We start from the raw sequence: 24,779 nt of genomic DNA, 5'->3' as shown, positions 1-24,779 counted from the left end.
CGGAGCCGAGCGGAGCCGAGCGAAACCGACATACGCCCACAGTCCACGGCGAAGCGACTAGCGGAATTGCGAAAGTTTGCAATTGGTTAGATGCTATGTTCGTTGTATTCGCCGTGAGGGAAGTCGAGGGATCGTGTCGGTTCCGCTGTACCAGGCGAAGGCCGAGTTCTTCCGGATGCTTGGTCACCCCGTACGGATACGGGTGCTGGAGCTGCTCCAGGACGGGCCCCGGCCGGTCCGGGAACTGCTCGCCGCCATAGAGGTGGAGCCCTCCAGCCTCTCCCAGCAGCTGGCCGTGCTGCGCCGCTCCGGGATCGTGACCTCCACCCGCGAGGGCTCGACGGTCGTCTACCAGCTCTCCGGCGGTGACGTGGCCGACCTGATGCGGGCCGCCCGCCGGATCCTCACCGAGATGCTCACCGGGCAGCACGAACTGCTCACCGAACTGCGGGAAGCCGAGGTCTCCGCCCGATGAGCACCGCTCTCACCCGGGGGCTACGGACCGTACGCACCCGGATCACCTCCCTGCTGCCCGGCCGCGCCGACCTCGTCGCGGTACGACGCGATCCGCGCCGGGACCTCCTCGCGGGCCTCACCGTCGCGATCGTCGCGCTCCCCCTCGCCCTCGGCTTCGGTGTCTCCTCCGGGCTCGGCGCCGAGGCGGGCCTGGCCACCGCGGTGATCGCGGGCGCGGTCGCGGCCGTGTTCGGCGGCTCGAACCTCCAGGTGTCGGGGCCGACCGGTGCCATGACCGTCGTCCTGGTGCCGATCGTGGGCCGGTACGGGCCCACCGGTGTGCTCACCGTCGGGCTGCTGGCCGGTGTGCTGCTGATCGGGCTGGCGGCGCTGCGTGCCGGCAAGTACATGCAGTACGTGCCCGCCCCCGTGGTGGAGGGCTTCACCCTCGGCATCGCCTGTGTGATCGGGCTCCAGCAGGTGCCGAACGCGCTCGGCGTGCCCACGCCCAAGGGCGACAAGGTGCTGGTGGTGACCTGGCGGGCGTTCGAGGAGTTCGCGAAGTCGCCGAACTGGACCGCCGTGGGGCTCGCGCTCGCCGTGGCCGCGGTGATGCTGCTCGGCGCCCGCTGGCGGCCCACGATCCCCTTCTCGATCCTGGCCGTGATCGCCGCGACCGCCGTCGCCCAGCTCGCCCATCTGGACGCGGCCAAGCCGATCGGCGAGCTGCCGTCCGGGCTGCCCGCGCCCTCCCTCGCCTTCCTCCACCTCGGCGACCTGGGCTCCCTCGCGGCGCCCGCCGTGGCGGTGGCCGCGCTGGCCGCCCTGGAGTCCCTGCTCTCGGCGTCGGTCGCGGACGGCATGACCGTCGGGCAGCAGCACGACCCGGACCGCGAGCTGTTCGGCCAGGGCCTGGCCAATATCGCCGCCCCGCTGTTCGGCGGTGTACCGGCCACCGGCGCGATCGCGCGCACGGCGGTCAACGTACGGACCGGAGCCGCCTCCCGCACCGCCGCGTTCACCCATGCCGTGGTCCTCGCGGTGATCGTCTTCGCCGCCTCGCCGCTGGTCGCGAAGATCCCGCTGGCCGCCCTCGCGGGGGTGCTGCTGGCCACCGCGGTGCGCATGGTCGAGGTCGGCTCGCTGAAGGCCATGGCCCGGGCGACCCGCTCGGACGCGATGATACTCGCCCTGACCGCGGTCGGCACCCTCGCCCTTGACCTCGTCTACGCCGTGATCATCGGTCTCGCCGTGGCCGGCGCGCTCGCGCTGCGTGCCGTGGCCCGGCAGGCCCGCCTGGACCGGGTGCCGCTGGACCGGGGCGACCACAGCGCGGAGGAGCACGCGCTGCTCGCCGAGCACATCGTGGCGTACCGGCTCGACGGGCCGCTGTTCTTCGCCGGGGCGCACCGCTTCCTGCTGGAGCTGACCGAGGTCGCCGACGTCCGGGTGGTGATCCTGCGCATGTCCCGGGTGTCGACCATCGACGCCACCGGCGCCCTGGTGCTGAAGGACGCGGTGGAGAAGCTGCGCAGGCGCGGCATCGTCGTCCTGGCCTCCGGCATCCGGCCCGGGCAGCTGCGCGTCCTCGACTCGGTCGGCGCGCTGGAGCTGCTGCGGCCCGACGGCCGGGACCATGCCACCACCCCCGAGGCGATCCGGGCGGCCCGCGGCCATCTGGAGGGCGTCGTGCCCGCGCAGCGGACCTCCCCGGCGCCCGGTGAGGAGGCCGTCCTGAGCGGGACGACCGGCGCGGGAGACCACCACCCCGGCCCGACGGAGCGATGATGTCCCAGGCTTTGCAGGCCCTTCCCCACCGCCATGTGCTCACCCTGCCCGCCGTCCCCAAGGCGGTGCGGGTCGCGCGGGAGACCGCCGAAGAGGCCCTCGTGGAGTGGGGCATCGGGCTGCGCCACCGCGTGGTCGATCCGGCGCTGCTGATCCTCAGCGAGCTGGTCACCAACAGCGTCCGGCACGCGGCCCATGTCTCCCCCGAGGTCACCGTCATCTACGCGGCCGCCCACGACTGCTTCGCCTTCGCCGTGCACGACCGCCACCCCCACCGGCCGCAGCTGCGCACCGCGCTCACCGGGCCCGGGGGCCTGGCCACCGTGATGGAGCTGGTCCTCGGCCTGGGCGGCACCGCGGTGGTCCGCGCGGACGCCGACGGCGAGGGCAAGAGCATCTGGATCACCCTGCCCCTGTAGCACCGCCGGGCCCCACTCCCCCGGCCCTCCTCCCCCGTACAAGGAAGCTGCCCCCGCATGACCATCGACTGGCGCTACACCATCGAGCAGGACCTCGGCGTCCTCTCCGTCGCCGGGTACCTCGGGCCGGACGCCGTGCGCCGCTTCAACGGCGCCGTCGGCTGGGCCGTCGCACGCGGCACCGGGCCGGTCGTGCTCGATCTGACCGAGCTGCGCAACTGGTCCGCGCAGGGCCAGGTGGCCATCACCGAGGCCGCCCGGCTGCTCGCCGCCCGCGGCCGGGGCCTGGAGCTGGCCGCGATACCCGCCGACGGCTCGCTGGTCCCGGCGGGCGAGGGCCCCGACATCCCGGTCCACTGCGATCTGGCCGCGGCCCGCGCCGCGCACGGCCGGGGCCCCTCGACGCCGGACGACGACCGCCAGGAGTGGCGGACGGACGGCTGGCCCACCTCCTGACCTGCCCGCGACCCCCTTCTTCGCCCCCCTGCCAGACCCTTGCCCGACCCCCTGTCGAACCCACCCCGAAAGAGTTCCATGAGCGACAACCTCCCCGCCTGCCCCGCCTGCTCGGGCACGTTCACCTACGCGATGGGCGCGCTGCTCGTCTGCCCCGAGTGCGGCCACGAGTGGTCGGCGTCCTCGGACACCGCCGCCGAGGAGGGCCGGGTGGTCCGGGACTCGGTCGGCAATGTGCTCGCCGACGGCGACTCCGTGACCGTGGTCAAGGCGCTGAAGGTCAAGGGCAGCCCGTCCGGCATCAAGGCGGGCACGAAGGTGCGCAACATCCGACTCGTGGCCGGTGCGGACGGCCATGACATCGACTGCCGGATCGAGGGATTCGGCGCGATGCAACTGAAGTCCAGCGTGGTCAAGAAGGCCTGAACCGGCGGGCTTTCCGACGGCCTGCTCCGGGTCTGGTGCTCCCGACGGAACCCCCATACGGCGGCAAAGACTACTGAAACCAGGCAAAACGCCGGGAAAGCCGCGTAACTCAAGCCGCTCCTCTCCCTGTTGGGCCCCGTGAAAGCCCTCACCAGCAACCGGGAGAGGTTCATGGGCCTGTTGCGCAAGATCCGGACCACCGGGCGGGTCGCGGAGCCCGCCCCACCCCGCCCGGACGGACAACCTCCCGACGCGGCACGGCAGTTGGGAGGCTCGGCGCAGGTGCGCTGCGTGGACGCGGGCTCCTGCAACGGCTGCGAGATCGAGATCGCCGCCGCGTTCAACCCGGTGTACGACGCCGAGCGCTACGGCGCCCGCCTGGTGGCCTCCCCCCGGCACGCGGACGTCGCCCTGGTGACCGGGCCCGTGACCCGGAACATGGCGGAGCCGCTGCGCCGCACGGTCGCCGCGATGGCCGAGCCCCGGCTGGTGATCGCGGTCGGCGACTGCGCCCTCGACTGCGGGGAGTTCGCCGGGGGGTACGGCGTCGAGGGCGCGGTCGGCGACGTCGTACCGGTGGATCTGGCGGTGCCCGGGTGCCCGCCGGAGCCGGACGCGATCGTGGCCGCGCTGCGCCGGGTGACCGGCCGGTGAACGTGATCCCGGCCGCCCTGACGACGGCCACCGCACTGGGCGGCGCGGGCACGCTGGCGGCACTCGTGCTGCCGTACCGGGCGCGGATCACGGCCGTCGGCCTGCTGACCTGCGGCATCGGGGTGAGCGGCGCGGCGGTCGGCGTCGCCGCGCTCGGCGGTGGCCGCTGGACGGCCGTCCTGCCCGGACTGCTCCCGCTGACCGGGACGCGGCTGGCGGTGGACGCGCTGGCGGGGCTGTTCATGGCCGTCGCGGGGGCGGTCGTGGCCGCCGTCGGGGTGTACGGCATCGGGTACGCCTCCGGGCACGGCCCGCACGGGATCGGCTCCCGGACCGCGCAGGCGGTGCTGCCGCTGTTCGCGCTGACCCTCGTCCTCGTCCCGGTGGCCGCCTCGGTCTCCACGTTCCTCGCGCTGTGGGAACTGATGGCGCTCGCCTCCCTGGCGCTGGTGCTCACCGAGCACGCCGAGCGGCGGACGGTACGGGAGGCCGGTCTCTGGTACGCGGTGCTGACCCATCTCGGACTCGTCCTGCTGCTCGCCGGGTTCGCGCTGTTCGCGGCCGGGGCGCACGGGGAGACGTTCACCGCGCTGCGCACCGGCGCCCACCTCCTCTCCCCCACCGCGCGCGGACTGGTCTTCGTACTGGTGGCGGCGGCGTTCGCGTCGAAGGCGGGCGCGGTGCCGCTGCACGCCTGGCTGCCCAGGGCGCACCCCGAAGCCCCCGGTCCCGTCTCGGCGTTGATGAGCGCCGCGATGGTCAACCTCGGCGTCTACGGCCTCGTGCGCACCGGTCTCGACCTGCTGGGCGGCGGCCCCGCCTGGTGGTGGCTGGGGCTGCTGGCCGTCGGCGGGCTGAGCGCGGTGCACGGCATCCTCCAGGCCGCGATGGCCTCCGATCTCAAGCGGCTGCTGGCGTACTCGACCAGCGAGAACATGGGGATCGCCCTCGTCGGGGTGGGCGCCTGCGGGCTGTTCGCGGCCGGCGGGGAGCGCCCGCTGGCCGCGCTGGCGCTCGCGGCGGCGCTGCTGCATCTCGTCAACCACGCCGCTTTCAAGGCCCTGTTGTTCTGCGCGGCCGGGTCCGTGCTGCGCGCCACGGGGCTGCGGGACCTGGACCGGCTGGGCGGGCTGCGCCCCCGGATGCCCGTCACGACCGCCTGCTTCGCGCTGGCCGCGCTCGGCGCCATGGCGCTGCCGCCCGGCAACGGGTTCATCGGCGAGTGGCTGCTGCTCCAGCCCCTGATCCACGGCATGAGGGTGCCCGGGGTCGCGGTCGCCGTCGTACTGCCGCTGTCGGTGGGACTGATCGCGCTGTCGGCCGGGATCGCCGCCGCCGTGTTCGTGAAGGCGCTCGGGGTGGGCTTCTTCGCCCGGCCGCGCGACGCACGGGCCGCCGCCGCACGCGAGGCGCCGCCGCCGATGCTCGCCGGGATGGCCCTGCTCGCGGCGGCCACGGTGGCGCTCGCGGTGCTGCCGGGACTGCTCGGCGACGGTCTCGACCGGGCGGTGGGCGCGGTCGGGCTGCCCGGCGCGGGCGCGCTGACCGGTGGCGGTCTGCGGGTGCGGCTGACCGGCGTCTCCGCCTCGCTCTCCCCGCTGTGGGTGGCGGAGACGGTTCCATGCGTCCCGGCGGGACTCCAGGTCGCGGTCGAGGTCGGTGTCGTAAGTGAGTGAGCCGTGGACGTCGTCGCGGGTCATGTCGACGGCCGTCTCCAGGGCGAGCGCCTCACCGCCGCACTCACCGCCGCCGGGCCGCGCCGCCTCTACGGCCGCCGGAGGCGCCGCACGGGCGCCCGGCTGTGGGACTGCGGGGGCGGGGCGCCGACACCGCGCATGGCGTACACGGCGACCTCGTTCGCCGAGCCGTTGCAGCGGGTCTTCGACGAGGTGCTCGCCCCGGAACAGGACGTGTCGGTCACCCCGGTGCGCGGCTCGGCGTATCTGGTGGAGCGGGTGCGGTTCCGGCGCCGGGTGCCCGACCGGATCGAACACCACCTGTACGAGCCGGTGTCGCGGGCGCTGGAGCGGACCGGCCGGGCGGCGCGGCGGCTCGCGGGCGGCAGTGTGCACCTGTATCTCGGCTACGGCTTCGCGGGACTCGTGGTCCTGCTCTCGGCACTGGTGGTGGGCTGGTGAGGAACGCACTCGGGTACACGGCCCTCGTCGGTCAGGTCGTGGCCGTGGTGGCCGGGGCGCCGCTGCTGACGGGGTGGATGCGGCTGGTACGGGCCCGCCTGGAGGGCCGGGCGGGGGCCGGGGTGCTGCAACCCTGGCGGGACGTACGCAAGTTGCTGCGCAAGGAGCCCGTCACCCCGGTCGGGACCGGGCCCGCCTTCCGGATCGCGCCCGCGCTGCTGGTCGCCACCACCCTGGTGGCCGCCGCGCTGGTGCCGCTGCTGTCCACCGCCACCCCGGTGAGCGGGCACGCGGATCTCATCGTGGTGGTGGCGCTGTTCGCGCTCGGCACGCTCGCGCTCGCCCTGGCGGGTCTGGACACCGGCACCGCGTTCGGCGGGATGGGCGCCTCCCGGGAGATGACGGTCGCGGCGCTGGTCGAACCGACCATCCTGCTCTCGGTGTTCGCGCTGTCGATACCGGCCAAGACCACCAATCTCCCGGCCATCGTCGCCGACGCCGTCGGACAGCCGGCCCGGTTCGCCTCGCCTGCCGGGCTGCTCGCCGTCGCCGCGCTCGCGGTCGCGGTGCTCGCCGAGACCGGCCGGATCCCGGTGGACAACCCTTCCACGCACCTCGAACTCACCATGATCCACGAGGCGATGGTGCTGGAGTACGCGGGCCCCGATCTGGCGCTGGTCGAACTCGGGGCGCAGCTGCGGCTGACGCTGCTGCTCGGGCTGCTGTCCTCGCTGTTCGTGCCCTGGGGCATCGCCACCGGCGCCTCCTGGGCCGCGCTGGCCGCGGCCCCGGTGCTGTGCGCGGCGAAGGTGGCCGTGCTGGGCGCGCTGCTCGCGGCGGCCGAGGTGTGCTGGGCGAAGGTACGGCTGTTCCGGGTTCCCGAACTCCTCGCCGGTTCCTTTCTGTTGGCGCTGCTCTCGGTGTCCGCGTCGTACTTCCTGGACGGAGCGTCATGAGCGGCGGCCTGTACACCCGGCTCCTCGATCTGGCCTGCGGGGCCTTTCTGCTGGCGGCCGTGCTGGTGCTGTGGCGGCGCGAACTCGCCGCGCTCATCCGGGTGTTCGCCCTCCAGGGGGTGGCCCTGGCCGTCCTCGCCGTGCTGCTCGGGGCGCACGAAGGGCGGTGGGACCTGGTCGGGGTGGGCCTCGGCGTCGGACTGCTGCGGGCGGGTCTCCTGCCGCATCTGATGCGGCGCGCGCTGGCCGCCCTGGCCGCGGGCCGGGGCGGCGAGGAGGTCCGCGAGAGCCGGCCGCTGGTCGGTGTGGCGGCCTCGCTGCTGACGGCGGCCCTGCTCACGCTGCTCGCCTACGCGGTGTCCCGGCCGCTGACCCTGCTCGATCCGACCCCGGCCACCCGGGCGCTGCCGGTGGGGCTCGCCGTCGTACTGATCGGGTTCTTCGTGCTGGTGACCCGCCGCCGGGCGCTCGCCCAGGTGCTCGGGTTCCTGCTGCTGGACAACGGCATCACCGCCACCGCCTTCCTCGCCACCTCCGGGGTGCCGCTCATCGTCGAACTGGGCGTCTCCTTCGATGTGTTGCTGGCGGTGCTGGTGCTGGAGATCCTCACCACCCGGATGCGGGCGGCCTTCGGCACGACCGACATCGACGACCTGCGGGAGCTGCACGACTGATGACCGAGATGCCGACCGCCGCCCTGCTCACCGCGCCCGCCGCCGTACCGCTGCTGGCCGCCGCCGCGTACGCGCTCACCCCGGTACGGGCGCCCCGACCGGTCCCGGTGCGGGCGCCGGTACGACAGCCGGTGGGGGTGGGGGCGCGCGAGGGTGCGGCGGATCCGCGCCCCGACCGAGCCACGGGGATGCTTCCCGGTCAGGCCACCGAGGCACCGGACGGCGGCCCCCGCGCCAGGTCTCCGGAGTTCCCGGGGCCCCCGGGACGGCAGGCCGCCGCCTGGGCCGGTCTCGTCTCCCCCCTGGTGATCCTCCTCTGCGGGGGCCTCCTCGCCGTCCGGGTCCCGCGCACCGGTCCGCTGACCGCCTGCTCGGGGCTGCTGCGGGCGGACGCCCTCAGCGTCTGGATGCTGCTGGTGGTGGGCGCCGTGGCGCTGATCGCGTGCGGATCGGGGCCCGCGTACCTGGCGGGTGAGCGTGCGGCGGGGCGGGCGGGTCGGCGTACGGCCTGGCGGTACCAGGTACTGGTGCAGGCGTTCCTGGCCGCGATGTGCCTGGCCATGATGACCGCGAACCTCGGGGTGCTCTGGGTGGCGGTGGAGGCCACCACCATCGTCACGGCCTTCCTGGTGGGGCACCGCCGCACCCGCACCTCGGTGGAGGCGGCGTGGAAGTACGTGGTGATCTGCTCGGCGGGCATCGCGCTCGCCTTCCTCGGCACGGTGCTGATCTACTACGCGGCCCGGCAGGCGGGCGTCGCCGAGTCCTGGGCGCTGGACTGGCCCACGCTGGTGGCCCACGCGGGCCGCCTCGACGCGGGGGTCACCCGGCTCGGCGTCACCCTGGTCGTCCTCGGCTTCGGCGCCAAGGCCGGTCTGGTCCCGCTGCACGCCTGGCTGCCGGACGCGCACAGCCAGGCGCCCGCGCCGGTGTCCGCGCTGATGTCGGGGGTGCTGCTGTCCGTGGCGTTCTCGGCGATCCTGCGCTACCGGGTCCTCGCGGACGCCGCCCTGGGCGCCGGTTTCACCCGGGTGCTGCTGACCGGGATCGCCCTGCTCACGCTGGCCCTCGCCGCCGCTCTGCTGCTGGCCCAGCGCGACCACAAGCGGATGCTGGCCTACTCCAGCATGGAGCACATGAGCCTGATCGCCCTGGCCACGGCGGTCGGGAGCCCCCTCGCCCTGTCGGCGGCGCTGCTGCACATCGCCGGGCACGGCCTGGCCAAGTCGGCCGCGTTCTGCGCCTCGGGCCGGATCCTCCAGCTGACCGGCACCTCGCGCATCGGCCGGATCCGGGGGCTGCTCGGCCGGGCACCGCTCCTGGGCGGGGTGTTCGGCTGCGCGGTGGCGGCGCTGCTTGGCTTCCCGCCGTTCGGCCTGTTCGCCTCCGAACTCGGCATCGCCCGCGCCGGTTTCGCCGCGGGCAGCGGGCTCGCCTGGGCGACGGCGGCGGCCCTGCCGCTGGTCCTCACCGCCTTCGCGGCGCTCGCCGCCCGCACCGCCCATATGCTGCTCGGCCCGGCACCCGAGGCGCCGACGAGCCGGTCGCGCAGGGGTACTTGGCCCCTGCTGCTCGCCCTGGCCGCCTGTGCGGCCCTGGGCACCGCCACCGGACCCCTCACCGGCCTGCTGCGCGCCGCCGCCGGTGCGATCGGAGGGCGCTGATCCCATGCGCACGACGGAAATCCTCGCCCTGTCCCAACTTCCGGTTCGAGCAGCGGAGTTGCTCACGAGCGGCCATCGGCTCGCGCTGGTCGCCGCCCATCACGACAAGCTCGGCATCCGCGTGGTCTACCTGTTCGTCGCCGGACCGCCCGACACCCGTACCGAACTCCATGTGCACCTCGACCCCGACCGCCCCGAGCTGCCGACGCTGGCCCATCTCTCCTACCCCGCAGGCCGGTTCGAGCGGGAGATGCGGGACCTGTTCGGCGTCGTACCGCTCGGGCATCCGCTGCCCCGCCGACTCGTACGGCACTTCCACTGGCCGCGCGGCTGGTACCCGATGCGCCCGGACGCCGGGCCACCGCCGCCCTTCGGGGAGCAGGAGGGGCCGTACCCCTTCCTGGAGGTCGAGGGCGACGGCGTGTACGAGATCCCGGTCGGGCCGGTGCACGCGGGGCTGATCGAGCCGGGCCACTTCCGGTTCTCCGTGGTCGGAGAGACCATCCTCCGGCTCAAGGCCCGTCTGTGGTTCGTGCACAAGGGCGTGGAGAAGCTGTTCCAGGGCCGCACCATCGCGGCCGGGCTGCCGCTGGCCGAGCGGATCAGCGGCGACACGGCCGTCGGCCACGCCCTCGCGTACTGCCTCGCCGTCGAGGAGGCGACCGGCGCCGAGGTCCCGGCCGAGGCCCGGCGCGCCCGCGCCCTGCTCCTCGAACTGGAGCGGCTCCACAACCATGTGGCCGACCTCGGCATGCTCTGCAACGACGTCGGCCACGGCATCCTCCATGCCCACGCCCAGCGGATCCGCGAACAACTCCTGCGCCTCAACGGGGAGATCAGCGGTCATCGGCTGCTGCGCGGCGGCATCGTCCCCGGCGGCGCGGCCCTGCGGGCCGTGCCGGACGTACGGCGGCTCACGGCGATCGGTGCGGACATCCGCGAGGTCACCGCCCTCGCCCTCGGTCACTCCACGGTCCGCGACCGCTTCACCGGCACCGCCGTGCTGCCCGCCGACGCCGCCCGGGAGGTCGGCTGCCTCGGCTATGTGGCCCGCGCCAGCGGCCTCGACCACGACGCCCGCGGCGCGCACCCCTTCCTCGACCACCGCGCGCCGAAGGGCGCCGTCCGCACCGGCGGTGATGTACTGGCCCGCTTCCTGGTGCGGGCCGAGGAGATCGACGACTCCCTCGCGCTGATCGGGCACTTCGCCGAGGAACTCGCCGGGCCGGTCACCGCGCTGGGCACGCCACCGGTGCCGGGGACGGGGCCCCGCAGCGGGGTGGGCCTGGTGGAGGGCTGGCGCGGCACCATCGCCACCCGGGTCGAACTCGCCCCCGACGGGACGCTGCGCCGGGTCAAGCCCGTCGACCCGTCCTTCTTCAACTGGCCCGCGCTGCCCGTCGCGCTGACCGACACGATCGTGCCGGACTTCCCGCTGGCCAACAAGAGCTTCAATCTGTCGTACGCGGGCAACGACCTGTGAGCCCGCGGGTCTCCCGGATCCCGGCGGACGGGACGGTCCGGTGCTCGGCGCCGCGCGGCCACAGCACCTCCACATCGACGCCGTGGCTGCGCGCGTAGGCCACCAAGTGGGCCGTCGCGTCATGGCCGTTGGAGGGTGAGCCGTCCCAGACGGCCAGCACCCGGGCGCAGGAGCGGACCAGCGCCTCATCGGCGCTGATGCAGGAGGCGCGGTCGCCGGGGTCGTACTCGACCAGGCGCACCATCTGCGACAGCAGCAGCAGTTCACCGGCCGCCTTGCGGTCCGGCCCGGCGACGTAGCCGGGCACGCCGCTGCGGGACGGCAGCACGGTCACCAGGGCCAGCCCCGCCGTGCGCGCGGCCCGCCCGAACGCCACGGGCAGGCCCCGGCCCCGCCCGAACGCCACGGGCAGGCCCCGGCCGGCCCGGACCAGCCCGGCACGGCCACCGCGGGCGCGGTCGGCCAGCCGCGGGCGCAGCTCCTCCTCCAGGAGGGCCAGCGTCGGCACGGTGAGATCCGGATGTCCGACGACGGCGATCACTCCTGGCCTTCCCTTCCTCGCATGGACTGATCATCGTCATGCGCGGGCGCCGGGCACAGGGGCCTGTCGGCAGAGATTGCGGGGCCGGACGGCCCATGGACGGCGGCGCCCGAGATGCGCCGGGCACAGGTATGCGAGGCGGGCGGCCGGGGCCCGGGGATTCGGCCGGTTTCATGGCCCCGGAACGATCTGTGCGGTAGTTTGAGACGCAGGTCACACCCGCCACATGTGCACAGGCGCATCCGTGGTGATCAGGGGAGGTTCTGGTTGACCCCGGCACAGCTGCGGGCGTTCTCGGCGACCGTCCGGCTCGGCTCCGTGAAGGCAGCGGCGGCGGACCTCGCGGTGACCGAGGCCGCCGTCTCGCTGCACATCGCCCATCTGCGCCGGGAGCTCGGCGACAAGCTGTTCACGCGCACGGGCAGCGGGCTGGCGTTCACCCCGGGCGGACTGCGGCTCGCCAGCCGCGCGGCGCAGATGCTGGGCCTTCAGGACCAGACCGTGCTGGAGGTGCAGCAGGCCGGGTCCGGGCGGCGGCTGCTGCGGGTCGCCACATCGAGCCTGTTCGCCGAGTACGCGGCGCCCGGCCTGATCGAACTCTTCGCGGGGCGGGCCGACGATCTCGACGTCGAACTCAGCGTGCACGACCCCCAGCGCTTCCCGCTGCTGCTGCTGGAGCGGGCGGTGGACGTGGCCATCGGGCCCCGGCCCGCCACCGTGGACGCCTCGATGAGCTGCACGCACTTCCTGAACTACCAGATGATCGCGGTCGTCGGCGCCACCCATCCGCTCGCCGCTCGCACCGGGCCCGCCGGGGTCGCGGAGCTGCGCGAGCAGACCTGGCTGCTCGGACCCTCGGCGGTGGGCCGGGCCGGGATAGTGCCGTCGGTGCTGCGGCGGCTCCAGATCCCCGAGGACCGCCAGCGGATCTTCCAGAGCCACACCGCCGCCGTGGACGAGGCGAAGCACGGCACCGGGGTGGCGCTCGCGGTGACGTTCGCGGTCAGCAAGGATCTCGCCGACGGTGACCTCCGGCAGCTCGCCGGCCCCCAACTGCCCGCGCGCGGCTCCTGGAACCTCCTCACCCTCGGCGACCGCGAGGCCCCGCCCGCCGCCGCCGAACTCCGCCGTTTCGTCACCACCCCGCGCGCCACCCAGGCCATGCTCCGCGGCGCGGGGGTCACGGCGGGCCGGTTCCGTCCGGCGATCCATGTGACGCTGTGGAGCTGAGCCGCGCCGTCACCGCTGCGGTTCGATCAGGATCTTTCCGCCGCCGTGCCCGGCGGCGGGGGCCCTGAGGTGGTCCCCGAGTGCGCTGAGCCCGACCCGGCGTGACACGGCCGTACGCAGAAGGCCGCGGCGCAGCTGCTCGAAGACCGGTGCGAACAGCTCGGGCAGGTGCCGCCGCCCGTCCCCGTGGACGGTGTCGCGCAGCCGGAACAACTCCACGCGCGGGCCCCCGGGTTCGGCGAAACACCGCGCGGGGAGCGGCGTCCCCGACAGCAGGCCGTAGTGGACGAACACGCCGTCGCCCGACATCAGCGCGCACACGTCCGCGCTCACCTCGCCGCCGACGCAGTCGTAGGCCACGTCGATCCCCCGGGGCCCGGTCAGCGCCCGCAGACGGTCACGCCACCCGGGCTCGGCCGTCCGGATCACGGCCCGCCACCGGGACGGATCGGCGACCGTCCGCCCGGGCGTCCCGCGCACGACCCCGATCGGCGCGACACCGCGCGCGGTGAGGAGTTCCGCCAGCTGCCCGCCGATGGCCGACGTCGCCGCCATGACGACCACGTCGCGCACGCCCGGACGGCAGAACCGGTCGACCATCGTCACGGCGGTCAAGGGGTTGATGTAGGCGAAGCAGGCGACGTCGTCGGGGAGATCGTCCGGGACCGGGACGCACCAGGAGTGGTCGAGCCGTTTGTACTGCTGCCAGGCCCCCGCGGAACCCAGCGGGAGCACCCGCCGGCCCAGCGCCGCGGCGGGGACTCCCGGTCCGGCGGCCTCGATCACCCCGACGCCGTCGAACCCCGGGACCAGCGGGAACGACGTCCGGGTCCCGTAGGCGCCCGAGACGGTGACCTCGTCGGAGGGATGGACGGTCGACGCGGTCATCCGCACCACGACCTCGCCCGCGCCGGGCGCCGGGGGGTCGGCCACCTCGCGCACGGCCAGGACGTCGGCGAGGCGACCGGGTGAGTCGACGACGGCGGCCAGCATCGACGGCCTCCCTTTCCTGCGCATGCCAGAACGATCCGGAACGTCTCATCCTAGGAACGCCGAGGATCGCGGATTTGACCGGGACGGCACCGACCGGGACGGCACCGGGGGCGGGCACGGGACCGCTACCGCCACGCCTTCATCCGGCGCCGGGGCGGACCGCCGCGCCCCGTCAGACGGGCCACCTCCGGGGCCACCCGCAGCAGCGAGGCGAAGGTGTCCGCCGGGAGGAGCAGGTCGATGTACGGCAGCGCGGCGGTCATCGTCGTCGTGCGGGGCCGGTAACCCGGGGCGCCCGCACGGGGGTTGAGCCAGACGACCGTATGGGCGCGGCGGCGCAGCCGGGCCATGGCCGCGGCGAGGCGTTCGGGCGGGTCGCCGTCCCAGCCGTCGGAGGCGATCAGGACGACGGCGCCGCGCAGCGCGCCCCCGTGGTGGGAGGCGAGCAGGGTTTCCAGGCAGTGCGCGATCCTGGTGCCGCCGAACCGGTCCTCGACCCGCCCCGACGCCTCCTCGAACGCCGTCTCGGCCGAGCGGTGCGCGAGCACGTTGGTGAGCCGGGTCAGCGAGGTGGCGAAGGCGAACACCTCGGCCCGCGTGGTCAGCGCGAGCGCCCGCATCAGATGCAGATAGGCCACCGCCTGCGCCTGCATCGACCGGCTCACGTCGCACAGCACCACCACCCGCCGGGGCCGGTCCAGGGGCCCGGTGCGCACCAGCCGGACGGGTTCCCAGCCGGTGCGGCGGGAGCGGGCCACCGTCTCCCGGATCGCCACCCGGGGGCCGCCCGGACGCCGCGCGTACCGGCGGGAACGGCGCGTCGGCCACTGCCGCAGCCCCGTCTCCAGCCACTGCCCGAGCAGCGCCGCCTCCCGCTCGCCCAGCCGCTCGAACGGCGTGTCCACGGCACCGGCCAGCTCGGTCGGCAGCCGCTGCGGCACGGTCAGTACGTGCTCCTCGCTCGGCTCGGCCGCCCCCACCACCGGCGGCAGCGTCACCCAGGGCAGCCCCGCGTCCTCCACCGGATCGCCGTCCGCACCGGCGGGCAGCGGGGCGCGGACGTCGTCCCTGGCGGGTGGCACGGCACCCCGGCCGGTACGGCGGGCGTGCGGGTCCAGGGAGAGCACGGCGTCCCCGAACACCGCGTCGAAGACCTCGTCGAAGCGGGTCAGATACGGCTGGTCGCGGACCAGGGTGACCCGGGCCGTCCAGTACAGGGCGGTCCGCGTGGTGGGCCATGAGGCGGCCAGCGCGCGCACGAAGTCCCGGGCCGAGGTCAGGCCCACGGGCACGCCCCGGCTCCGCAGCCGGTCCGCGAGCGCCACGGCGAACGCGGCCCGGTCGACGGCGGGCAGGAACGGCTCGGTCGGCGTCATCGCGCGGGCTCCCCTGGCACCGCCCCGCCGGGCTCAGCGCACCGCCCAGTAGATCACCACGCCGACGACGACCGCGCCGACGGCCACCGGGACGAGCCGCTTGTACACCGACTTCCCGGCGTACTGCATCAGGTCCAGGGGTTCGTTCTCGCGCACGGTCGGCTGCGGGCGGGTGGCGGGCCGGGGCGCGGCGGCGGTCTCGGCCCGAGGGGGCGGTGAGGGTCGTACGGCATGGGCCTCGGCGGCGGGCGGCTCGGTGGCGGGTGGCTCGGTGGCGTGCGGCTCGGCAGCGCTCTGGTCTACGGCGGGCGCGGGCGCCGGTGCCGGTGCCGGTGCCTCGGGTGCCGTCGGTGCCTCGGGTCCGGTCGCTTCCGGCTTGTGCAGCAGCTGCTCCTCCACGTTCGCCACGAACTGCGCGAACAGCTTCTCGGAGATCTCCTTGATCATGCCGCTGCCGAACTGGGCCAGTTTTCCACTGATGTTGAGGTCGGTGCTGACGCTCACCGCGGTGCCCGTGCCGTCCGGCCGCAGCCGGGCGTGCACGGTCGCGGAGGCGTTGCCCTGGCCCCGGGTGTCCTTGCCGGACGCGCTGATCACCGCGCTGTGGCTGGCCTCGTCCTGCTCGGTGAAGCGGGCGGTGCCCTGGAACTGGCTGATCACCGGCCCGACCTTGACCTTCACCTTGCCCCGGTACACATCGCCGTCGACCCCGGTGAGCTGGGCGCCGGGCATACAGGGGGCGAGGCCCTCCAGATCGGTGAGCGCCTGCCAGGCCCGCTCCAGGGGCGCGTCCACCCGGAACTCGTTGTCGATCTTCATGGCTTACGGTCTCCTCGCTTCTTCGGGGTAGCCGAGCTCGCCGAGGGCCCCGGTGATGGCGGTACGGTCGTCGGGGCTCTTGGCGACCGCGCTGAGGGTGCTGATCACATCGCGGCGGGCCAGCCGGGACACGCGCAGCGCGGCGAGCGCGGACACCCAGTCGATGGCCTCCGCCAGGCCGGGCGCCTTGTCCAGGTCCATCGCGCGGACCTGGCCGATGAACGCGGTGGCGGACGCGATCAGCGGTTCGTTCGCGGCCGGCACCGAGCGGCGCAGGATCTCCGCCGCGCGCTCCGGGCCGGGATAGTCGATCCAGTGGTAGAGACAGCGGCGGCGCAGCGCGTCATGGAGTTCACGGCTGCGGTTGGAGGTGAGGACCACCACCGGGGGCCGGGCGGCGGCGAAGGTGCCCAGCTCCGGGACGGTGATGCTCCACTCCCCCAGGAACTCGAAGAGCAGCGCCTCGAATTCGTCGTCCGCGCGGTCGATCTCGTCGATCAGGAGCACCGGCGGCAGCGGCCCCTGATGCCGTACGGCGCGCAGCAGCGGCCGGTCCAGCAGGAAGTCCTCGGTGAACAGGTCGGCGTCGGCCAGACGCTCCCCGCGCGCCTCGGTGAGCCGTACGGCGAGCAGCTGGCGCTGGTAGTTCCACTCGTACAGCGCCTCGCCCGCCGTCAGGCCCTCGTAGCACTGGAGGCGGATCAGCGGGGTGGCGAGGGCCTCGGCGAGCGACTTGGCCGCACTGGTCTTGCCGACGCCCGGCTCGCCCTCCAGGAGCAGCGGCCGGTCGAGGACGGTGGCCAGGTAGAGGGCGGTGGCGGTGCCCTCGTCCACGAGGTGGCCGACCTCGGCGAGACGGCACCGTACGTCCTCGGCGTCCGGGAAGAGCGCGCTCACCCGCCCACCAGCCCCGTCGCACAGCGGTCCCGGCAGCCGGTGCCGCAGAACCAGAACTCCTTGTCCCCGGCGGCCAGATGCGGGGTGTCGGCGGTCACGGTCACCGTCATCCCACAGACCGGGTCGACGACCTGGACCGGCTGTTCGGGCAGGGCCGTCGGCGGTGGTGCGCCGTGCGCGCGTACGGCCTCCACCACCTCCGCGAGGATGGACAGCGCCACCTCCGGTGCCGTGCGGGCGCCGATGTCGAGACCGGCCGGGGTGTGCACACGGGCCCGCTCCGCCTCGCCGAGGCCGAGTTCGTCCAGCAGGGCGGCGCCCCGGCGGCGGCTGGCGACCAGCGCGATGTGCGGGACGTCCGCGTCCAGGGCGGCGCGCAGCGCCTCGGCGTCGCCCCGGCCCTGTCCGGCCACGATCACCGCGCCGGTGTACTCGGCGGGCGGCCCGTCGGGCAGGGAGCGCGCGGTGGCGTATCCGAGGACGTCGGCGAGGGCGATGAACGCCTCCGCGATCGGGGTGGTGCCGACGACCTCGATCAGGGGCGGCGGCAGCACCGGCTCCAGGAAGATCTCCAGCGCCCCGCCGGACAGGCAGGGATTGACCACCACCTTGGCGCCCGGGGTGTCCGGGAAGGCCACCTCGCCCGCGGGCAGCACCCGCAGCAGCAGCGGCCCGCCGCCGTTGAGGGCGCCGAGCGCCGCCGTGCGCACCGAACCCTCGGCGCACATCCCGCCGACGAATCCGTCGATCGTGCCGTCGCCGTACACGATCGCCTCGTCGCCCGGGTGCGCGGACGCGGGCGGCTGGGCGCGCACCACGCGGGCGTGCACGAACGGCACGCGCCGCTGGGCCAGTTCGAGCGCACGCGCGCTCACCGTCTTGGGCACCCCGGTCACCTCCTCGACTCCGTCACCGTCTCCTGTTCCCGCGGTGGCCGCCACTTCTCGTCAGATCGGCGGGAGGGGCCGGCCCCGCATCGCCTCCCAGACCCGGGAGGGGGTCAGCGGCATGTCCGCGTGCCGGATCCCGAACGGGGAGAGCGCGTCGACCACCGCGTTGACGATCGCCGGCGGGGAGCCGACGGTCGCGGACTCGCCCACGCCCTTGGCGCCGATCGGGTGGTGCGGGGACGGGGTGACCGTGAACCCCGTCTCCCAGTCGGGCACTTCGAGGGCGGTCGGGATGAGGTAGTCCATCAGGGAGCCGCTGAGGCAGTTGCCGTCCTCGTCGAAGGCGATCATCTCCATCAGCGCCATGCCGACGCCGTCGGTGAGCCCGCCGTGCACCTGGCCCTCGATGATCATCGGGTTGATACGGGTGCCGCAGTCGTCCACCGCCACGAACCGCCGTACCGTCACCTTGGCGGTGCCCGGGTCGATGTCGACCACGCAGATGTAGGCGCCGTGCGGATAGGTGAGGTTCTCCGGGTTGTAGCAGATCTGCGCCTCCAGGCCGCCCTCGACGCCCTCGGGCAGATCGCCCGCGCCGTGCGCCCGCATGGCGATGTCCTGGATGGTCACGGAGGCGTTCGGGTCGCCCGCCACCTTGAAGGAGCCCTTCTCCCACTCCAGGTCGGCGACCGAGACCTCCAGCATGCCGGAGGCGATCAGCCGCGCCTTGTCGCGGACCTTGCGGGCGACCAGGGCGGCGGCCGCGCCGGAGACCGGGGTGGAGCGACTGCCGTACGTGCCGAGGCCGAAGGGGGTCTGGTCGGTGTCGCCGTGCACGACCTCGATGTCCTGGGGCGGGATGCCGAGTTCCTCGGCGACGATCTGCGCGAACGTCGTCTCGTGGCCCTGCCCCTGGCTCTGCACCGACAGCCGTACGACGGCCTTTCCGGTGGGGTGGACCCGCAGTTCGCAGCCGTCGGCCATGCCGAGGCCGAGAATGTCCATGTCCTTGCGGGGTCCGGCGCCGACCGCCTCGGTGAAGAAGGACACGCCGATGCCCATGATCTCGCCGCGGGCCCGCTTCTCGGCCTGCTCGGCGCGCAACTCGTCGTATCCGGCGAGCTGTTTGGCCAGCTCCATGGTGGGGGCGTAGTTCCCGGAGTCGTAGACCCAGCCGGTCTTGGTGCGGTACGGGAACTGTTCGGGCCGGATGAAGTTCCTCATCCGCAGCTCGATCGGGTCCATCCGCAGTTCGTCGGCGAGGCAGTTGACGATCCGCTCGACCAGGTAGACCGCCTCGGTGATGCGGAAGGAGCAGGCGTACGCCACCCCGCCCGGCGCCTTGTTGGTGTAGACGGCGGTCATCTTGCAGTAGGCCGCCTCCAGGTCGTAACTGCCGGTGAAGACGCCGAAGAAGCCGGCCGGGTACTTCACGGGCGCGGCGACGCCGTTGAACGCGCCGTGGTCGGCGAGGACGTTGGTGCGGATCGCGAGGATCCTGCCCTCGCGGGTGGCCGCGATCTCGCCGCGCATGATGTAGTCGCGGGCGAAGCCGGTGCTGATCAGGTTCTCCGCGCGGTCCTCCATCCACTTCACCGGTTTGCCGGTGAGCAGGGAGCCGACGATCGCGCACACGTAACCCGGGTAGATCGGCACCTTGTTGCCGAAGCCGCCGCCGATGTCCGGGGAGACCACGCGAATCTTGTGCTCGGGCAGTCCGGCGACGATCGCGTACAGGGTGCGATGGGCGTGCGGGGCCTGGGTGGTGGACCACAGGGTGAGCTTGCCGTCGACCGCGTCGTAGTCGGCGACCGCGCCGCAGGTCTCCATGGGCGCCGGGTGCACCCTCGGGTAGACGATGTCCTGCGAGACGACCACGTCCGCGCGCCGGAACACCTCGTCGGTGGCGGCCTCGTCACCGGTCTCCCAGTCGAAGACGTGGTTGTCGGCCTTGCCCTCCAGGTCGTCGCGGATGACCGGCGCGTCGGGCGACAGGGCGGTGCGTACGTCGATCACCGGGTCCAGCGGTTCGTACTCGACGTCGATCAGTTCGAGGGCGTCGCGCGCCGCGTACCGGTCCTCGGCGACGACGAAGGCGACCTCCTGGCCCTGGAAGCGGACCTTGTCGGTGGCGAGGACGGCCTGCACGTCGTTCGACAGGGTCGGCATCCAGGCCAGGCCCTTCTCGGCGAGCATCGCGCCGGTGACCACCAGGCGGACCTTGGGGTGGGCCTCGGCGAGGGTGGTGTCGACGGACAGGATGCGGGCATGGGCGAGCGGGGAGCGCAGGATCGCCAGGTGGAGCATGCCGGGCAGCTGGAGGTCGTCCACATAGCGGCCCCGGCCGCGGACGAAGCGGGGGTCCTCCTTGCGCAGCATCCGGCCGTGGCCGTTGGGCTTCTGGTCGTTGTCGACGAAGGCGGTGCGGTGGCCGTTGGCGGCGACGGTGGTCATGAGGCGCTCCCCGAGGTCGACGCGACGGACGGTCCGGGAGTGTCGGCCGGTGCGACGGTCCGCTCGGGCTCCTCGGCGGTGGTGCGGGTGCCGGCCTGTTCGGCGGCGGCCCAGCGGATCGAGCGGACGATGGTGGCGTAGCCGGTGCAGCGGCAGATCTGACCCGAGATGGCCTCGCGGATCTCCTCGTCGGAGGGGTCCGGGTCCCGGTCGAGCAGGGCGCGGGCGGTCATCATCATGCCGGGGGTGCAGAAGCCGCACTGGAGTCCGTGGCATTCCATGAACCCGCGCTGGATCGGGTCGAGTTCGCCGTTCTGCTCCAGGCCCTCGACGGTGCGTACCTCGTGGCCGCCCGCCATCGCGGCCAGGACCGTACAGGACTTGACGGGTTCGCCGTCCAGCCAGACCACGCAGGTGCCGCAGTTGCTGGTGTCGCAGCCCCAGTGGGTGCCGGTCAGCTGGAGGTGGTCGCGCAGGAAGTGCACCAGCAGCAGCCGGCCCTCGATCTCCCGGGTGACCTCTTCGCCGTTGACGGTCATGGTGACCTGCACGATCACACCTCCTGTCCGTTGATCCGGGCCACGGCCCGGCGCAGTACGCGCATCGTCAGCTCGCGGGCCAGATGCCGCTTGTACTCGGCGCTGCCGCGCCGGTCGGTGGCCGGGGAGCAGGACTCGGCCGCGATGTCGCCGGCCCGCGCCCACAGCTCCTCGGCGGGCTGCTGTCCGCGCAGGGCGTCGGCGATCCCGGGGATGCCGGCGGTGTTCGGTCCGACGGCGGCGAGGCCGACCCGGGCGTCCGCGATCAGCCCGGACTCGTCCAGCCAGAGCGCCGAGCCCGCCGAGACGACCGCCCAGTCCCCGGCGCGCCGCTCGACCTTCTCGTAGGCGCTGGATCCGCGCGGGCGGACCGGGAAGCGGACCTCGGTGAGGATCTCCGCGTCGCCGACGGCGGTCTCGTACGGGCCCTGGTGGAAGTCCTCCATGGGGACCACGCGCTCGCCGTCCATCCCGCGGATGACACAGGACGCGTCCAGCGTGGTGCACACCGCCGAGAGGTCCTCGGAGGGGTCCGCCTGGCACAGCGAGCCGCCCAGGGTGCCGCGGTTGCGCACCACCGGGTCGGCGATCACCCGTTCGGCGTCGCGGAAGATCGGGAAGGCGGCGGCGAGTTCGTCGGACTCCAGCAGTTCGCGGTGCCGGGTCATCGCGCCGATGCGGATCAGGCCGGGCTCGACACGGATATAGCCCAGCTCGTCGTGCAGCTCATTGATATCGATCAGATATTCGAAATTGGCCAGCCTGAGTTTCATCATCGGGATGAGGCTGTGCCCGCCGGCCACCAAGCGGGCGGTGTCGCCGAGCCGGTCCAGGAGCGTGACCGCCTCGTCCACCGTGCCCACCCGCTGGTACTCGAACGGAGCGGGAACCTGCATGCCGCACTCCCCTGTCTCGCCCGGCGGGCAGCCGGGCGCGTCGGGCGCCGTTGTCCAAAGATCATTGCGCCTCCGTCCGGGGCGGGGTGTCAATCGCGGCTTAAGCCTTTGCTTAACTCGCTCGGCACGGCGGGCGCGGTCACTTAAGCGAAGACTTAAGCTGCCGTTGACATGCGGCGGACGGCATTCGCATGATCCGGACGCCGGGCGGGTGAAAACGGCTGCCACGGGTTTGGGCCGGGGCCGGACGCCAAGGTGTGGACCGCCGTACGGGCTGCGCAGAGGCCCGAACGGGTATTCGGTGGGTGTGGCGGCGAGGCTGGCCGCCGAAGGAGGCACACGGATGCGGGACATCGCGGAGGGCCTCTCCTCCTGGAGCGCGTCGGGCAAGCGATTCGCGGTGGCGACGGTCGTACGGACCTGGAAGTCGGCGCCGCGCCAGGCGGGCTCGTCGCTGGCGGTCGCCGAGGACGGCGAGGTGGTCGGCAGCGTCTCCGGCGGCTGTGTGGAGGGCGCGGTGTACGAGCTGGCGAGCGAGGTCCTGGAGAGCGGTGAGCCCGCGCTCGTGACCTACGGCGTCAGCGATGACGACGCGCTCGCGGTCGGCCTGACCTGCGGCGGGATCATCGAGATCCTGGTACGGCCGGCGGGCGCGGGCCGCTTCCCTGGGCTGCCGGGGGTGCTGGAGGCGATGGACACCGGGCGGCCGGTGGCGGTGGTGTCGCCGCTGCCGGAGGAGGGCGGCGGCGCGGAGCCGGATCCGGCGGCCGCGCCCGCCGGTCAGATGATCGTCACGCCGTCCGGTGCGCAGGGCACGCTCGGGGACCCGCGTCTCGACGCCGCCGTGGTCGAGCGGGCACAGGGGCTGCTGGCGCAGGGCAGTACCGGTGTGGTGCGGGTCGGGCGCGCGGGCGAGGAGCGGCGCGACGACGTCGCCGTGTTCGTGGAGTCCTTCGCGCCGCCGCCGCGGATGCTGGTGTTCGGCGCCATCGACTTCGCGTCCGCGGTGGCCCGGATCGGCAAGTTCCTCGGCTATCACGTCACGGTGTGCGACGCCCGCCCGGTGTTCGCCACCCGCCGCCGCTTCCCGGACGCGGACGAGCTGGTGGTGGACTGGCCGCACCGCTATCTGGAGTCGACCGAGGTGGACGAGAACACGGTGATCTGTGTCCTCACCCACGACCCGAAGTTCGATGTGCCGCTGCTCCGCCGGGCGCTGCGCACCCCCGCCCGCTACATCGGCGCGATGGGCAGCCGTCGTACGAACGAGGACCGGCTGCGGCGGCTGCGCGAGGAGGGCATGAGCGAGGCGGAACTGTCCCGGCTGTCCGCACCGATCGGCCTCGATCTGGGCGCCCGCACCCCGGAGGAGACGGCGGTGGCCATCATGGCGGAGGTCATCGCACTGCGGTGGGGCGGCACGGGCCGACGACTGGTGGAGATGACCCCCCTGCCGATCCATCGCTGACACCGGCCTCCGGTACCCGAGCAGAACCCCGCAGACCGGCCCCAGGGGCTCGCCTCGGCTCGGTAAGACAATGCCGCCACGGGCCGCCGGACCTACCCGAGCGAGCGCCTGACGCACAGGGGCAGAGAGGCCGGGACCGGGGGGGCAGCTGAGCCCGGGAAGTCCCACTCGCCGCGCCGAGGGACCCACACGGGACGAACGCCCGGTGCACCGGGGCACGGAGGCCGGGACCGGGGGGCGGCCCAGCCCCCGGGGGGGCCATCTCGCCGCGCCGACGGGTCCACGCGAGGCGAACGCCCGGCGCGCCGGGGCACGCAGACCGGAACCAGGAAGCTCGCCCCAGCCGGGGAAGAGCACCTCGCCACGGCCGCCAGACCCACGCACGCGAGGCCCCGACGCAGGGACACCAGAAGCCGGGACCGAAGGGTGTCGGCCCAGCCTGGGGAAGTCCATCTCGCCATGCCGAGAGACCCACACGGGACGAACACCCAGGGCACTGGGGCGCGGAGGCCGGAATCAGGAGGCTCGACCCAGCCCGAAAAGAGCACCTCGCCACAGCCACCAGACCCACGCCCTCGGGCCCCCGACGCACGGACCCCGGAGACCGGGAGCGAGGAGTGTCAGCCCAGCCCCGGAGAAGTCCATTCCGCCGCGCCAACGGACCCACACGGCGCGAACACCCGGCGCACCGGGGCACGCAGGCCAGAACCAGGAAGCTCGCCCCAGCCGGGGAAAAGCACCTCGCCACAGCCACCAGACCCACGTACGCAAGCCCCCCCCCCGCACGGATCCCAAAGGCCAGGACCGGAGAGTGGTGGCCCAGCCCAGGGAAATCCATCTCGCCGCGCCGAGAGATCCACGTGGGGCTAACACCTGGCACACCGGGGCACGGAGGCCGGAAACCGGGACCGAAGGGGTGTCGGCCCAGCCTGGGGAAGTCCATCTCGCCATGCCGGGAGACCCACGCGGGACGAACACCCAGGGCACTGGGGCGCGGAGGCCGGAATCAGGTGGCTCGACCCAGCCCGAAAAGAGCACCTCGCCACAGCCACCAGACCCACGTACGCAAGCCCCCCCCCGCACGGATCCCAAAGGCCAGCACCGGAGAGTGGTGGCCCAGCCCAGGGAAAACCATCTCGCCGCGCCGAAAGACCCACGTGGGGCTAACACCTGGCACACCGGGGCACGGAGGCCGGAAACCGGGACCGAAGGGTGTCGGCCCAGCCTGGGGAAGACCGTCTCGCCTCACCAAATAACCCGCACGGGGCGAACACCTGGCGTGCCGGGGTACGGAGGCCAGACACCATCTCGTCGTGGCCGCCCGGCCGCCGCGCTCGGCCTGCTCGGTTCGTCCGGCGTGGTCGATGTGCCGCCGGGTCAGGTCTGCTCACGATCCGCCAGGGACGCCGGTTCCCGACAACGGCCCGCGAAGACCGGCGTCATATGGACGGCCGTGCCGCCGCTCAGCCCGGGAAGACCATCTCGTCGCGGCCCAGACCGGCGAAGACACCCGAGACACGGCGGGCGATGTCCGCGGCCGTCAGACCCACACGCGCGAGCAC

The 24,779-nt window shown here is 73.7% G+C and carries 21 protein-coding genes and 1 pseudogene; 13 read left to right on the top strand and 9 right to left on the bottom strand.

Features of this window, described 5'->3' with window-relative positions; translation table 11 throughout:
• Positions 1-133 precede the first annotated feature (133 nt).
• The 11 genes and pseudogenes from ACLF5H_RS22750 to ACLF5H_RS22700 all read left to right on the top strand — a co-directional run bounded on the left by ACLF5H_RS22750 (position 134) and on the right by ACLF5H_RS22700 (position 11,114).
• A complete protein-coding gene (locus ACLF5H_RS22750) occupies positions 134-475 on the top strand; it encodes an ArsR/SmtB family transcription factor (protein WP_085567932.1) in 342 nt (113 codons plus the stop codon).
• Entirely contained in the window at positions 472-2,244 is a 1,773-nt protein-coding gene (locus tag ACLF5H_RS22745; protein ID WP_421677865.1) for a SulP family inorganic anion transporter, read from the top strand. Before ACLF5H_RS22750 ends, ACLF5H_RS22745 begins: the two co-directional genes overlap by 4 nt.
• Positions 2,244-2,663, top strand: coding sequence for an ATP-binding protein (locus ACLF5H_RS22740; protein ID WP_421677864.1), 420 nt, complete (start codon positions 2,244-2,246; stop codon positions 2,661-2,663). The genes ACLF5H_RS22745 and ACLF5H_RS22740 overlap by 1 nt, the downstream gene beginning before the upstream one ends.
• Before the next feature lie 57 nt (positions 2,664-2,720).
• On the top strand, positions 2,721-3,119 hold the full coding sequence (locus ACLF5H_RS22735) for an anti-sigma factor antagonist (protein ID WP_421677863.1): 399 nt from the start codon (positions 2,721-2,723) through the stop codon (positions 3,117-3,119).
• 78 nt (positions 3,120-3,197) lie between these two features.
• Positions 3,198-3,545 carry a zinc ribbon domain-containing protein YjdM gene (locus ACLF5H_RS22730; protein ID WP_421677862.1) on the top strand — a complete coding sequence of 116 codons (348 nt, stop codon included), beginning with the start codon at positions 3,198-3,200 and terminating at the stop codon, positions 3,543-3,545.
• A 138-nt stretch (positions 3,546-3,683) separates the two neighbouring features.
• A complete protein-coding gene (locus ACLF5H_RS22725) occupies positions 3,684-4,199 on the top strand; it encodes an NADH-quinone oxidoreductase subunit B family protein (RefSeq protein WP_421677861.1) in 516 nt (171 codons plus the stop codon).
• Positions 4,196-6,337: pseudogene (locus tag ACLF5H_RS22720) on the top strand (proton-conducting transporter membrane subunit). The gene ACLF5H_RS22725 and the pseudogene ACLF5H_RS22720 overlap by 4 nt, the downstream one beginning before the upstream one ends.
• Complete coding sequence (locus tag ACLF5H_RS22715) at positions 6,334-7,293, top strand: respiratory chain complex I subunit 1 family protein (RefSeq protein ID WP_421677860.1); 960 nt, start codon at positions 6,334-6,336, stop codon at positions 7,291-7,293. Before ACLF5H_RS22720 ends, ACLF5H_RS22715 begins: the two are co-directional and overlap by 4 nt.
• Complete coding sequence (locus tag ACLF5H_RS22710; protein ID WP_421677859.1) at positions 7,290-7,967, top strand: hypothetical protein; 678 nt, start codon at positions 7,290-7,292, stop codon at positions 7,965-7,967. Before ACLF5H_RS22715 ends, ACLF5H_RS22710 begins: the two co-directional genes overlap by 4 nt.
• Positions 7,967-9,631, top strand: coding sequence for a proton-conducting transporter membrane subunit (locus ACLF5H_RS22705; RefSeq protein WP_421677858.1), 1,665 nt, complete (start codon positions 7,967-7,969; stop codon positions 9,629-9,631). The genes ACLF5H_RS22710 and ACLF5H_RS22705 overlap by 1 nt, the downstream gene beginning before the upstream one ends.
• A 4-nt stretch (positions 9,632-9,635) precedes the next feature.
• Positions 9,636-11,114, top strand: coding sequence for an NADH-quinone oxidoreductase subunit C (locus ACLF5H_RS22700; protein WP_421677857.1), 1,479 nt, complete (start codon positions 9,636-9,638; stop codon positions 11,112-11,114).
• On the opposite strand, the gene ACLF5H_RS22695 is transcribed toward ACLF5H_RS22700, so the two are convergent.
• Positions 11,083-11,655, bottom strand: coding sequence for a hypothetical protein (locus ACLF5H_RS22695; RefSeq protein WP_421677856.1), 573 nt, complete (start codon positions 11,653-11,655; stop codon positions 11,083-11,085). The two genes, ACLF5H_RS22700 and ACLF5H_RS22695, sit on opposite strands and share 32 nt — an antisense overlap.
• A 267-nt stretch (positions 11,656-11,922) precedes the next feature.
• Between ACLF5H_RS22695 and ACLF5H_RS22690 the strand changes: the two genes are divergently transcribed.
• Positions 11,923-12,885, top strand: a complete 963-nt coding sequence (locus ACLF5H_RS22690) for a LysR family transcriptional regulator (RefSeq protein WP_421677855.1) — start codon at positions 11,923-11,925, stop codon at positions 12,883-12,885.
• Positions 12,886-12,894: 9 nt separating this feature from the next.
• Here ACLF5H_RS22690 and ACLF5H_RS22685 read toward each other — a convergent pair whose 3' ends face one another.
• From ACLF5H_RS22685 to ACLF5H_RS22650, 8 genes are all read right to left on the bottom strand, one after another.
• The gene (locus ACLF5H_RS22685) at positions 12,895-13,902 is read right to left on the bottom strand and encodes a zinc-dependent alcohol dehydrogenase family protein (RefSeq protein WP_421677854.1); all 1,008 of its coding nucleotides are present in this window, start codon (positions 13,900-13,902) and stop codon (positions 12,895-12,897) included.
• Between the two features lie 101 nt (positions 13,903-14,003).
• Entirely contained in the window at positions 14,004-15,254 is a 1,251-nt protein-coding gene (locus tag ACLF5H_RS22680; protein ID WP_421677853.1) for a vWA domain-containing protein, read from the bottom strand.
• Between the two features lie 33 nt (positions 15,255-15,287).
• The gene (locus ACLF5H_RS22675; RefSeq protein ID WP_421677852.1) at positions 15,288-16,073 is read right to left on the bottom strand and encodes an SRPBCC domain-containing protein; all 786 of its coding nucleotides are present in this window, start codon (positions 16,071-16,073) and stop codon (positions 15,288-15,290) included.
• A 3-nt stretch (positions 16,074-16,076) separates the two neighbouring features.
• Positions 16,077-16,970, bottom strand: coding sequence for an AAA family ATPase (locus ACLF5H_RS22670; RefSeq protein ID WP_421677851.1), 894 nt, complete (start codon positions 16,968-16,970; stop codon positions 16,077-16,079).
• Positions 16,967-17,857, bottom strand: a complete 891-nt coding sequence (locus ACLF5H_RS22665; RefSeq protein WP_421677850.1) for an XdhC family protein — start codon at positions 17,855-17,857, stop codon at positions 16,967-16,969. The genes ACLF5H_RS22670 and ACLF5H_RS22665 overlap by 4 nt, the downstream gene beginning before the upstream one ends.
• Positions 17,858-17,917: 60 nt before the next feature.
• The gene (locus ACLF5H_RS22660; protein WP_421677849.1) at positions 17,918-20,314 is read right to left on the bottom strand and encodes an aerobic carbon-monoxide dehydrogenase large subunit; all 2,397 of its coding nucleotides are present in this window, start codon (positions 20,312-20,314) and stop codon (positions 17,918-17,920) included.
• Positions 20,311-20,871 (bottom strand): (2Fe-2S)-binding protein, encoded by a 561-nt coding sequence (locus tag ACLF5H_RS22655; protein WP_421677848.1) that lies wholly within the window; start codon positions 20,869-20,871, stop codon positions 20,311-20,313. Before ACLF5H_RS22655 ends, ACLF5H_RS22660 begins: the two co-directional genes overlap by 4 nt.
• Positions 20,868-21,749, bottom strand: coding sequence for an FAD binding domain-containing protein (locus ACLF5H_RS22650; RefSeq protein WP_421677847.1), 882 nt, complete (start codon positions 21,747-21,749; stop codon positions 20,868-20,870). Before ACLF5H_RS22650 ends, ACLF5H_RS22655 begins: the two co-directional genes overlap by 4 nt.
• Before the next feature lie 343 nt (positions 21,750-22,092).
• On the opposite strand from ACLF5H_RS22650, the gene ACLF5H_RS22645 reads away from it, so the two are divergent.
• Positions 22,093-23,217 carry an XdhC family protein gene (locus ACLF5H_RS22645; protein ID WP_421677846.1) on the top strand — a complete coding sequence of 375 codons (1,125 nt, stop codon included), beginning with the start codon at positions 22,093-22,095 and terminating at the stop codon, positions 23,215-23,217.
• Positions 23,218-24,779 lie beyond the last annotated feature (1,562 nt).

Origin of the sequence: Streptomyces sp. LaBMicrA B280, assembly GCF_049222185.1 — a bacterium.
GTDB classification, from domain to species: domain Bacteria; phylum Actinomycetota; class Actinomycetes; order Streptomycetales; family Streptomycetaceae; genus Streptomyces; species Streptomyces murinus.
This window is presented reverse-complemented; position numbering and strand designations above follow the sequence as displayed.